Source organism: Collimonas sp. OK242, from assembly GCF_900107095.1.
Taxonomy (GTDB): Bacteria; Pseudomonadota; Gammaproteobacteria; order Burkholderiales; family Burkholderiaceae_D; genus Collimonas.
Map to the genome: position 1 here is coordinate 237,089 of NZ_FNOR01000003.1, position 12,150 is coordinate 249,238.

Below are 12,150 nucleotides of genomic sequence, written 5' to 3' on the forward strand. Positions count from 1 at the left end.
ACTTGGCTGGTCTTACTAATCACTTTTTTATCACGATTGATATCCATTTTGATATCAGTCGTATTGATGCGAGCGGCCGTTCAGGTTGAACATGGCGGATATTTCAGGTCCAGCTGCGGCAGTAAGCGAGAAACTGCATTAGCCGCAGCGACAGGATCTTGTGCTTGCTGTGGATCAGGTAGAAGTGCCTATGCAATCTCGGCAGCGATGTTCTCAGCTCAACCAGCCTGCCGCTTTGCAGGAAATCCGCCACCACCGCATGCGACAGGCAACTGACGCCAAGACCGGCGGCGGTGGCGTGTTTGATGGCTTCCGAATTGCCGAATTCATAGCTTTGCCGTAAATGGTGCAGATGGGGCAACAAAACCTGCTCGACCGCTTCCCGCGTGCCGGAGCCCGGTTCGCGCAGCAGCCATTCGGCCTCGCGCAACTGCGCCACGCCGACTTTCTTTTCGGCGCCGGCCAAAGGATGCTGCGGCGAGGCGACAATCAGCAACTCGTCGACCATCCATGGCTCCACTTGCAGATCCGCGGCATGGGTGGGGCCTTCGATCAGGCCGACATCGACTTCAAAATTGACCACCGCGGCGACGATGTCGGCCGTGTTGGCAATTGTCACCCGCACTTGCAGTTCACTGTGCTGCTGCCGGTAAGCGGCGATCATCGATGGCAGCAGATAACTGCCGATGGTGGTGCTGGAGCCGATTTGCAAGCCGCCGCCCTGCGCCATGCCCGGGCTCAGGAACTGCTGTTCTATGGTCTTGGCGGCATCCACCACCTGCCCCGCCTGCGGCAATAACAGGCGGCCGTTATCGTTGAGGATCAGGCGCTTGCCGACGCGATCGAATAAGCGGCAATCCAGCAGGTTTTCAAGCTCGTTCAAGGCGGCGCTGGTGGCCGATTGCGAGAGTGCGACTTGCTCTGCAGCGGCTGTCGTGCTGCCGGAATGGGCGACAGCCAGGAATATCTGCAATTGTCTGATGGTGAGACGCATCGTGGACCGGCCTCCGTATAGGATAGTAACAACAGCAACAACTACTGCGGACGGAAACGCATCTGGCCGCAGATTTATTTACAAATCTACCTGCATAATAGGTAGATTATACAAAATTAATCCGTTTTTCTTTTAGATATCAAATCGTTATAGTGACTTCCATAGCGGCATCGCGCCGCATCATGATGGGAAGTCTTTGTGAATACCTCGACGCTAACAAGCACAACAACCGCAGTTCGCCCCGCCACAGCCCGCCTGCCACGACTGGCTGGACTGGCCTTGAGCGCGCTGATTGCCGCCGCAGCAATTGCCGCCGCCAGGATAGACTGGCTGCAGGCGCACGGCTTCAGCGCGTTGACGCTGGCTATCGTGATCGGCATGCTGGTCGGTAACCTGGGTTATCAGCGGATCGCCCCTGCCTGTGCGCCCGGCGTCAATTTCTCCAAACAAAGCCTGCTTCGGCTGGGGATAATCTTGTACGGCTTCCGGCTGACATTCCAGGATATCGGCCATGTCGGACTGAGCGGCGTATTGATCGACGCCCTGGTCTTGTGCTCCACCTTTGGCATGGCGCTGCTGCTCGGCACGCGCGTATTCAAGCTGGATCGCGACACCGCCATGCTGATCGGCGCCGGCAGCTCCATCTGCGGCGCCGCCGCGGTGATGGCCACCGAACCGGTGCTGCGGGCGCAGCCGGCGCAAGTCACGGTAGCGGTGGCGACCGTAGTGGTATTCGGTTCGCTGGCGATATTTCTCTATCCGCTGCTGTACCAGCTCAATCTGCACTGGCATTTCCTGGCGGCCTCGCCGCTGGCCTTTGGCATCTATACCGGATCCACCGTGCATGAAGTCGCGCAAGTGGTGGCGGCAGCCCGCGCCATCAGTCCCGAAGCAGCCGATACCGCAGTGATTGCCAAGATGGTGAGAGTGATGATGCTGGCGCCATTCCTGATGCTTTTGTCGGCCTGTATCGCGAACAAGACAGCCGCTGCCAAGCATCAGAATAAGAAAGCAGACAGCACTGCCAAGCGCGGCGCCGGCGGCCTGGCCATTCCATGGTTTGCATTTGGTTTTGTCGCCGTGGTGGCGTTCAATTCGATGAAGCTGCTGCCCGGCACGCTGGTGTCGCATGTCAACGATGCCGACAATGTGCTGCTGGCAATGGCGATGGCGGCGCTAGGCATCTCCACCCATTTCTCTTCGCTGCGCACTGCAGGGATCAAACCATTGATGTTTGCGGCAGTATTGTTCGGCTGGCTGATCGTCGGCGGCGCCTTGATCAATACGCTGGTGTTGCGCCTGTTCGCCTGATAGCCGTCACCGGCATGGTGACTGACGGGGCGGGAAAACCCGACCGCCCCCAAGATTACGCTCTGAAATCCAGCTCGCTAGGCGACGCTGGATTTTTTTCATTGCGTCGAGAACCTGTGTAGCAAGACGCAATTCAAGACGCACCGGGTGGAATAAGGTGGCTAACGGGCTCACCGATAGCCCAATGAACGATCAAAAAACGGGCCTCTTCCCGCGATCGTCCGCATCCGATGTCGATATCCTGAGAACAAAAAATAATTGGCCGTTAGACCAGCCAGGGGCAGACATGTCCACCAGATGTTCAACCCTGAGATGACTGACGTTAATCCTTTCTCCTTCCTTGCTGCTAGCAGGCATATATTCCAAACAGGATTTTCCTATAATGTTTTCATCTCTTCGTACACGGCTTGTCGTCATTTGCGTCTCCATTGTGGTTCTCGCGCTGGTGATCCTGGCTTCAGCCAACTTCATCACAACCCGCAGCCACACGCTTGCATCGCTCAACGAGCAAATGCTGCAACTGGCCGGCGACCACTCATCCGGCATCGCGGAATGGGTGCACTCCAAGGCTGCCATCGTTTCCTCGATAAATATGGCGGCCGACCTTGCCGATCCTATCCCGTTTATCAAGGCAGCACAAAAGGCGGGGGAATTTGACGATGCCTATACGGCCTACCCGGACAAACGGATGCTGGCGCCCCATCCGATGCCGCCCGGTTACGATCCCACAGGCCGGCCCTGGTATCTCAAGGCGTCGCAAGCGGCAGCGCCGGTACTTACCGCCCCCTATGTGGATGCGAGCACCGGCAAGCTGGTGGTTACATTCGCCGAACCGGTGATCAGCAAAGGGCATGTCAAGGCAATCTCCGCCGCCGACGTGGTGCTGGATTCGGTGATCCGCAACGTCAACGCCATCAAGCCGACGCCCAACAGTTTTGCTTTCCTGACGGACAGCAGCGGCACCATCATCGCTCATCCCAATGCGGCGCTGGCCCTGAAGCCCGTATCGGCGCTTGAGAGCACCTTGTCTGCGCAAAAACTGGCGGCTCTCGACCATGCCAAGGACGGCAGCAGCATCCGTCTCAACGATCGCGACGACAGATTGTATGTGAGCAAAATCGCCGGCACGGACTGGATGCTGGTAGTGGTAATGGACTATGCCGAAGCGACTCAGGCGGTAAGCTCGATGCTGATCACATCGACCGTCACGGCGCTGTTGATCATTGCGCTGGCGGCCCTGGCGCTGACCTTGCTGGTGGTGCAGGCGCTCAAGCGCTTGGAACTGATCCGCGATGCGATGCAGGAAATCGCTTCCGGCGACGGCGACCTGACGCGACGTCTTGACGCTGCAGGCAAAGACGAGCTGGCGCAGATCGCCGGCGCGTTCAACCTGTTCGTCGACAAGATCGCCGAGGTTCTAGGGCAAATCCGCCGCAGCAGCGAATCGGTCAAGGTCGCGTCACACCAGATCGCCGCAGGCAATCTCGACCTGTCGTCGCGCACCGAACAGCAGGCCAGCTCGCTGGAACAGACCGCCGCATCGATGGAAGAAATTACCGGCACGGTCAAGCAGAGCGCCGACAATGCGCGCCAGGCAAATCAGCTCGCCGTATCCGCCTCCAGCGTGGCAGTCAAGGGCGGCACGGTAGTGTCGCAAGTGGTCGAAACCATGGACTCGATCAATGCCTCGTCCAAGAAAATCGTCGACATTATCGGCGTGATCGACGGCATTGCTTTCCAGACCAATATCCTGGCCTTGAATGCGGCGGTCGAAGCGGCGCGCGCCGGCGAACAGGGCAGAGGTTTTGCGGTGGTGGCAAGCGAGGTGCGCAATCTGGCCCAGCGCAGCGCCACAGCGGCCAAGGAAATCAAAGGCCTGATCGGCGATTCGGTGGACAAAGTGGGAATCGGCAGCAAGCTGGTGGCCGAAGCCGGGGTGACCATGGAGCAGATCGTCGACAGCGTGCAACGGGTTACCGACATCATGGCCGAGATTACCGCAGCCAGCCAGGAACAGAGCAGCGGCATCGAGCAGATCAACCAGGCGATCGGCCAGATGGATCAGGTCACTCAGCAAAACGCCGCACTGGTGGAAGAAGCCGCCGCTGCCGCCGCATCGCTGCAAGAGCACGCCGCCAATTTATCGCAGGTCGTCAGCATGTTCAAGCTCGATGCATCTCATGACGTGCCTGCCTTTAAAGCGGCAACCACTGCCAACAGCCCGCATATGCAAGCCGCCGCACAGCCCAAGAACGCCAAGGTCATGTTCTTGAGCAAAAAAGCGGGCACGGCCAGAACCATCGCCAACGCCCCGATGCAGAACAAACAAGCCGGCGGCGGCCAAACCGGCGCCGCGGAGGATTGGGAGCAGTTCTGATTTTCAGCGTAAAAAAATAGGCCCGGGGTTCAATTCAAACCCCGGGCCTATTTTCAATGCGGAAGCAACTACAGCCTTTGAGACAATCAGAAGGTCAGGGTCTTCACGCCGTCTGGCGTTCCCAGCAGACAAACGTCAGCGCCCTGAGCCGCAAACAACCCGACCGTCACCACGCCGGTGATCTGGTTGATTTGCCGTTCCAGCTCGACCGGATCGGTGATTCTCAGATCGAACATATCGATAATCACGCAACCGTTGTCGGTAATCAGCGGCTTGCCATCCTTGAATCGCAAACGCGGCTCGCCGCCCAGTTTGATCAGCTTGCGCGCCACCACCGCCTGCGCCATCGGGATCACTTCGACCGGCAACGGAAACTTGCCGAGTACCTTGACCAGCTTGGAGCCGTCGGCGATGCAGATGAATTTCTCGGCTACCGAAGCGACGATCTTTTCGCGCGTCAGGGCGGCGCCGCCGCCTTTGATCATCGCGCCCTGTTCCGTGATTTCGTCGGCGCCGTCGATGTAGACCGGCATGGTCGCGACCTGGTTCAGGTCGTAGACTTCGATGTCATGCGCCCGCAGGCGCGCGGCAGTCGCTTCCGATGAAGCCACGGCGCCCTTGATACGATGCTTGATCTTGGCTAGTTCATCGATGAAGAAATTGGCGGTAGAGCCGGTGCCGACGCCGACAATCTGGCCATCCACCACGTATTTAATTGCTTCGCGGGCAACAGCTTGTTTGAGTTCGTCCTGGGTCATGGCAGTCATGGCTTTGTCTTGAAAAAGAGGTAAAGACGCTATTTTAACCAAACCGCGAGGTGAATTTGAAAAACAAGGCCCTCGCCCGCTCATCTTAATGATTTTCGTCAGCTTGCTGTTCCATCGTTTCACGCAGCGCGATTTGCAATTTCGAATGCAATTTCACAAAACGTTGCCACAACACCAACACCAGTGCCGCCGCGCCAACCAGCACCAGGACCAGCAGATTGGTCGGCGGCAGAATCCGGCTGCTGAGCGCGGCGAGCATCAACATGATGCCGATGATGGAGACCACCGGAATCACCTCGGCGATCACGCGCCGCACCGCATGGCTGTAGGAACCAGCCCATTCCGGCTTGACGCCGATCTCTGCCAGCAACATGCTTAGCGCGTGCAGTTTGCGATAAGTTGCAATCAGGAAAGGCAATGAAAGCAGCAACGCCCCACCCCACACTACCGCATTCTGAATCTGCGCATCCGCCACCCACGCCGACATGCTGCCGCCAAGCGCCTGGGCAAAATAGCCGCCGATGATGAAAATCGCCGCCACCAGCGCCAGATTCACCACCACCTGCATCAGGATGCGGCGAATAATGCGCGACAACTGAGCGCGGTCGCCCTGCGGTTGCAAGCTGTCGAGCCAGGTGGAATACATGCCGAATAGCGCCGCCAGTTTCTCCGGCATGGCCTGCGCCAGGCGGGTTGAGAGCGGATCGGCCAGCTTGATCAGGTATGGCGTCAACAGGGTAGTCACGGCAGATACCGCCACCACGGTCGGGTACAGGAAATCGCTGGTGACGTTCAGGCTGAGACCGAGCGCTGCGATGATGAAGGAAAATTCACCGATCTGCGACAGCCCCATGCCGACCCGCATTGAAGTGCGGCCGTCATGGCCGGACAGAAAAGTCGCCAGGCCGCAGCTGACGACCTTGCCCAGCACCACCGCCAGCGTAATCACGGCAATCGGCAACCAGTATTGGGCCAGGATGGACGGATTGAACAACAGGCCGACGGCCACGAAAAAGATGGCGCTGAACATGTCGCGCACCGGTTCTATCAGGCGTTCGATCTGATGCAGGTGACGCGACTCGGCCATCACGGCGCCGATAATGAAGGCGCCCAATGCGACGCTGTACTGCATTTTCATGACCAGCAAACAGAAGCCGAAGCACAGGCCAAGCACCGTCACCAGCAGCATTTCCTTGCTCTTGAATTTGGCAACATAATCGAGCAGGCGCGGTATGATCAGGATACCCGCCACCAGCGAGACAATCATGAACAGCACCAGCTTGCCGATGGTAACCGCGGCATCGCCGGCATCCACCGAACCGCTGGTCGCCACGCCTGACAGCAAAGCGATCATGCCGATCGCCAGCACATCCTCGACAATCAGGATGCCGAAAATCAGTTGCGCGAATTTCTCGCGCTTCATGCCCAACTCGTTGAGCGCCTTGACGATGATAGTGGTGGACGATACCGACAGCATGGCGCCGAGGAATACCGCATCCATCTGCTTCCAGCCGAAATAAATGCCGATCTCGTAGCCGACCCACAGCATCAGCGTAATCTCCGCCAGGGCCGCCACAAGGGCAGTGGCGCCAACCTTGCCGAGTTTCTTCAGGCTGAATTCCAGGCCCAGCGAAAACAACAGGAAGATCACGCCCAGTTCCGCCAGGATCTGAATCGTGCGTGCATCCGTGATCAGCGAAAACGGCGGCGTATGCGGTCCGATGATGACCCCGGCGACAATATAACCAAGCACCACCGGCTGTTTGAAACGGTTGAACAGCACCGTGACGACACCGGCGATCAACATGATCACGGCCAGATCCTGGATAAACATTTCTACCGCATGGTGCATTGGCAAGTTTCCGAAGTAAGCAAATGGGAGAGACGACGCGCAGGAGCGGCGAACGGCGCGCCGCCATGCAAGGCAGCGATGCGCCAGGCATGGCTGGCAATCAAGCTGCCGCGCTTGGCTTTTTTACAATTATATATTGCCGGCGTATGCTGACTTCTTAATCAGCCCGTGGCGCGGGCACGATGGGCCCACCCTACATTCAATCGTCGTGATCGGGATCCAGCTCGGGGAACAGCACTTCGGTGTAACCAAAGCGGGTGAAATCCTTGATCCGCATCGGATACAGGATGCCATTCAGGTGATCGGTTTCATGCTGCACCACGCGCGCATGGAAATCATCGACGTCGCGGCTGATGCGCGCGCCAAACTGGTCGAAGCCCTCGTAATGCACACGGCTCCAGCGCGGCACCACGCCACGCATGCCGGGCACCGACAGGCAACCTTCCCAGCCATCTTCAATTTCTTCCGATAACGGCGTCAACACCGGATTGATCAGCACGGTCTCCGGCACCGCCGGCGCATCCGGGTAGCGCACGTTATCCTTGAAACCGAAGATCACCACCTGCAGGTTGACGCCGATCTGCGGCGCCGCCAGACCGGCGCCGTTGGCTGCATGCATCGTATCGAACATGTCAGCGATCAGCGCCTCCAGTTCCGGCGCGTTGAACGCGGTGACAGCTTCTGCTTGTCGCAACAGGCGGGGGTCGCCCATTTTCAGGATTTCACGAACGGTCATGGCGTCGGCTTTAGTGTGATTATTTAAATTGTTTCAGATACTCGGCAAATTCCGCACCGGTTTCCGGGTGTTTCAGGCCCATCGCCAGCGTCGCTTTCAGATAACCCAGCTTGGAACCGCAATCATAGCGCTGTCCGGCGTAACGATAGGCTAGCACGCGCTCGCTTTTCATCAAGGCGGCGATCCCGTCGGTCAGCTGGATTTCGCCGCCGGCGCCCTTGCCCAGGCCTTCCAGGCAGTCGAAAATACCGTTGGTCAATACATAACGTCCGACTACTGCGAGAGTTGAAGGCGCCTCGTCCGGATGCGGCTTTTCGACAATGCTGTTGACCTTTTCCAGATCGGTCTTGTACGGTTCGATGCTGACGATCCCGTATTGCTTGGTGTCGGCACGCGGTACATCATGCACTGCCAGCATGCTGGATTGCTCGGTGGCGAAGATATCGGTCATCTGCGCCAGCACCGGCTTGTGTCCGGCCGCAACATCCATGAAATCGTCGGCCAGCAGGACCGCAAAAGGATCATCGCCGACCACTGGACGCGCGCACAACACGGCATGTCCGAGACCGAGCATTTCGGATTGGCGGATAAAAATGCAGTTGATATGCTTCGGAATGACGTTTTGCACCAGCTCCAGCAAGCGATCCTTGCCGGCCGCCTCCAATTCGGTTTCCAGCTCATAGGCCTTGTCGAAGTGATCTTCAATCGCCCTCTTGTTGCGGCCGGTAATGAACACCATGTCGGTGATGCCGGCGGCGACCGCCTCTTCCACCGCATACTGGATCAACGGCTTGTCGACGATAGGCAGCATCTCTTTTGGCTGCGCCTTGGTGGCAGGTAAAAATCGGCTGCCCAGGCCGGCAACGGGGAATACGGCTTTTCTAATTTTGCTCATGTTCGCTTTCTAAAAGTGCGCGAAGTGCATCTTCATCCAGGATCGGGATGTTCAACTCTTCCGCTTTAATGAGTTTGCTGCCGGCCTCGGCGCCCGCGACCACATAGCTGGTCTTCTTGGAAACCGAGCCCGTCACTTTGCCGCCGGCCGCCTCAATCATGGCAGCGGCGGCATCGCGGGTCAGGGTCGGCAGGCTGCCGGTCAGCACGAAGGTCTTACCTGACAAGAACTTTGACGCCGTTTCGGCCGGCAAGTTCTCCGGCCAGTGAATCCCGGCTGCCCGCAATTGTTCAACCAGTTCTCGATTCAGCGGATCGGCAAAGAAATCCAGCAACGATCGTGCCACCACCGGGCCGATATCGGCGACTTCCAGCAGTTGCTCTTCAGAAGCCTGCATCAAGCCATCTATGCTGCCGAAATGCGTCGCCAGCTCTTTTGCTGTTGCCTCGCCGACATGGCGGATACCGAGCGCATAAATGAAACGGCCCAAGGTGGTCGATTTGGATTTTTCGAGCGCCGACAATACATTTTGGGCGGATTTGTCGGCCATGCGTTCCAGCGCGGCCAGTTTCACCAATCCCAATTTATACAGATCGGCCGCGGTGTAAATCAGTTGGCGATCGACCAGCTGTTCGATCAATTGATCGCCCAGGCCTTCAATGTCCATCGCCCGCCGCGATGCAAAATGCTGCAAGCCGCCCTTGCGTTGCGCAGCACACTTCACCCAGCCGCCAGAGCAGCGCGCGATAGCTTCGTCTTCCAGCTTGACGATGGCAGAGCCGCATATGGGACACTCGCCAGGCATGACAAACGGCTGCGCGTTCGCCGGCCGCAGTTCCGGCACAAACGAAACCACTTCCGGAATCACATCGCCGGCACGCCGCACTATCACCGTATCGCCGATATGTATATCCTTGCGCCGCACCTCATCCTCGTTGTGCAAGGTGGCATTGGTCACCGTAACCCCGCCGACAAACACCGGCGCCAGGCGCGCCACCGGAGTGACGGCGCCGGTGCGGCCGATTTGCACTTCGATATCCAGCACCTGGGTGGTGGCTTCTTCTGCCGGGAATTTATGCGCCAGCGCAAAGCGCGGCGCACGCGATACGAATCCCAAGGTCTGCTGTTGCAGCAGACGATTCACCTTATACACCACGCCATCGATTTCGTAAGGCAGTTGCGCGCGCTTGCCGCCGACGCCGCGGAAGAATTCCAGCAGGCCGGCAGCGCCTTTGACTACGCCGCGTTCCTTGCACACCGGCAGTCCGAGCTGGCGATACCAATCCAGCAGGGTCGAGTGCGATGGCGGCATGTCGGCGCCTTCCAGCGCACCGATGCCGTAGGCGAAAAAGCGCAAGCTGCGTTGTGCCGTAATCCGTGAATCGAGTTGCCGCAAACTGCCGGCCGCGGCATTGCGCGGATTGGCGAATTCCTTCATTTCCGCCTCGCGCTGGCGGGCGTTGAGCCTGGCGAAATCTTCCTTGAACATCAGCACTTCGCCACGTACGTCCAGCACCTTCGGCGGCCGGTCGGCATGCAGCCGCAACGGAATTGCGCGCACGGTGCGGATGTTGCTGGTCACGTTTTCGCCGGTAGTGCCGTCGCCACGCGTGGCGGCCTGCACCAGCACGCCATCCTCGTAGCGCAGATTGATGGCCAGCCCGTCAAACTTCAACTCGGCGGCGTATTCAATTTCAGTGTCGGTCTGGGTGTCGAGGCCATCCCTGACGCGGCGGTCGAACTCGACGATATCGTTGTCTTCAAAGCCGTTACCCAAGGACAGCATCGGTATCGAATGTGTAACCTGTTCAAATACCGGCAGCGGCGCGGCGCCGACCCGCTGGGTCGGCGAATCCGGCGTATTGAGTTCTGGATGCGCTTGTTCCAGCGCTTGCAATTCACGGAACAGCTGATCGTATTCAGCATCTGGAATCGACGGATTATCGAGTACGTAATAAGAATGGTTGTGGCGATTTAATTCAGCCGCCAGCCAGGCAGCGCGCAAGCGCCATTCGGCGGCATCGGGAGCAGCTCCCGGACCGCCTGCTTGAGATAAGGAAGAAGGCATAATTAACTGAATAGACGCAAAGCCCGAATCGAACCTGCTGGAATTTCAGCGGCATCCATTTCACGGTAAAAGGCATCGACCTGACCGGCGATCTCGGCCAGCTGCACATCGGCCAGAGGCTGGTTGCTGTCATCGACCAGCACCCCGCCAAGGCGCGCAGCCAGCGAGCGCGCGCAAGCCACCATCGCGCCATAACCGTCGCGCTCGGGAGCGACCCGCGGCACGTCGAGCAGCAAGGTCAGGCGGCTGGTGGTTTCCGCCACCGCGCTGGCATTCGTGGAGAGCGAGAACAGCAAACCGCCCTCGCCATCCGACATCACCATGCGGCCTTCCGGCCGGGCATCGAAACCTTGGCGGGTCAGCGCCGCCAGCAAGGTGCTGATCGCCCAAGGCGCGCCGTTGGACTGGATATTCACGCCCAGTTGCGCGTCATGCTCGATCACGAACTGATGCAGGCCGCGCGCCGTGTGCATGACTTCCGACATATCCGGCAGATCCGGTTCGGCGCCCAGGTCATCGGCGATCTGGCGCAAACGGGCTACCAGTTCGGAATATTCGATTTCATTCAGCGGGTTGCTGCGATTTGCCAGCTGCACGCCGGCCAGCAAGGTGGTATAGATGCCGCCATGCGCCACCGGCTCCCATTCGCCGTTGGCATCTGCGCCGATAAAGTGGATAGGCTTGTTGCCGACATGACGCAAGGTTTGCAGTGCCGGCAAGGCCTTGTCGCCGCGCACCGACGCTTCCAGCGCCAGCGCAATGGCGCAATCGATCAGCTCGTCGACCGGCAGATCCTTGCGCGCGGCCGGCGCTGCGGCAGATGCGGGCGCAGGATTGCCGAGTTGCGGTTCGATTGCCTGCTGTTCTGCGCTTTGCTCCAGATCGTCATGCGGCAACGCTGACATATCGTCCGCATCAAGCTCGGCCTCAAACAGCCTGGGCTCATGACGCATCGGCGCTTCGCCGCTGTCTTTGCCAGCTGCCTTGCCGGGAGCCTTACCGGGAGCCATCAAGACATCGTCATGCGATCCGGAAAACGCCCGCTCAACACTCTTCTTGGCTTTGTATTCCTGCCATTTGTTGTAGGAAATGACGCCGACAAGAAACGCGCCTCCAATGATAAACAGGCTGGTTTGTAGATCTGTCATTC

9 protein-coding genes are annotated in these 12,150 nt (G+C 58.7%); 2 read left to right on the top strand and 7 right to left on the bottom strand.

Annotation, left to right across the window (positions count from 1 at the left end; genetic code table 11):
* Nucleotides 1-103: 103 nt before the first annotated feature.
* Nucleotides 104-994, bottom strand: a complete 891-nt coding sequence (locus BLV81_RS04195; RefSeq protein ID WP_092352726.1) for a LysR family transcriptional regulator — start codon at nucleotides 992-994, stop codon at nucleotides 104-106.
* Nucleotides 995-1,192: 198 nt separating this feature from the next.
* On the opposite strand from BLV81_RS04195, the gene BLV81_RS04200 reads away from it, so the two are divergent.
* Nucleotides 1,193-2,305, top strand: a complete 1,113-nt coding sequence (locus BLV81_RS04200) for a YeiH family protein (protein ID WP_092352728.1) — start codon at nucleotides 1,193-1,195, stop codon at nucleotides 2,303-2,305.
* A gap of 382 nt (nucleotides 2,306-2,687) precedes the next feature.
* On the top strand, nucleotides 2,688-4,682 hold the full coding sequence (locus tag BLV81_RS04205; RefSeq protein WP_092352730.1) for a methyl-accepting chemotaxis protein: 1,995 nt from the start codon (nucleotides 2,688-2,690) through the stop codon (nucleotides 4,680-4,682).
* An 86-nt stretch (nucleotides 4,683-4,768) separates the two neighbouring features.
* On the opposite strand, the gene rpiA is transcribed toward BLV81_RS04205, so the two are convergent.
* The 6 genes from rpiA to BLV81_RS04235 all read right to left on the bottom strand — a co-directional run bounded on the left by rpiA (nucleotide 4,769) and on the right by BLV81_RS04235 (nucleotide 12,148).
* Nucleotides 4,769-5,440 (bottom strand): ribose-5-phosphate isomerase RpiA, encoded by a 672-nt coding sequence (gene rpiA / locus BLV81_RS04210; RefSeq protein ID WP_092352909.1) that lies wholly within the window; start codon nucleotides 5,438-5,440, stop codon nucleotides 4,769-4,771.
* A gap of 94 nt (nucleotides 5,441-5,534) precedes the next feature.
* Nucleotides 5,535-7,301: a cation:proton antiporter gene (locus BLV81_RS04215; RefSeq protein WP_092352732.1), complete on the bottom strand. Its 1,767-nt coding sequence runs from the start codon at nucleotides 7,299-7,301 to the stop codon at nucleotides 5,535-5,537.
* Between the two features lie 199 nt (nucleotides 7,302-7,500).
* Nucleotides 7,501-8,037: a peptide deformylase gene (gene def / locus BLV81_RS04220; protein ID WP_092352736.1), complete on the bottom strand. Its 537-nt coding sequence runs from the start codon at nucleotides 8,035-8,037 to the stop codon at nucleotides 7,501-7,503.
* 19 nt (nucleotides 8,038-8,056) lie between these two features.
* Nucleotides 8,057-8,932, bottom strand: a complete 876-nt coding sequence (gene galU / locus BLV81_RS04225) for a UTP--glucose-1-phosphate uridylyltransferase GalU (protein ID WP_092352738.1) — start codon at nucleotides 8,930-8,932, stop codon at nucleotides 8,057-8,059.
* Nucleotides 8,919-11,000 carry an NAD-dependent DNA ligase LigA gene (gene ligA, locus BLV81_RS04230; RefSeq protein ID WP_092352740.1) on the bottom strand — a complete coding sequence of 694 codons (2,082 nt, stop codon included), beginning with the start codon at nucleotides 10,998-11,000 and terminating at the stop codon, nucleotides 8,919-8,921. The genes galU and ligA overlap by 14 nt, the downstream gene beginning before the upstream one ends.
* 2 nt (nucleotides 11,001-11,002) lie before the next feature.
* Nucleotides 11,003-12,148: a cell division protein ZipA C-terminal FtsZ-binding domain-containing protein gene (locus tag BLV81_RS04235; RefSeq protein WP_092352742.1), complete on the bottom strand. Its 1,146-nt coding sequence runs from the start codon at nucleotides 12,146-12,148 to the stop codon at nucleotides 11,003-11,005.
* Between the last annotated feature and the right edge of the window lie 2 nt (nucleotides 12,149-12,150).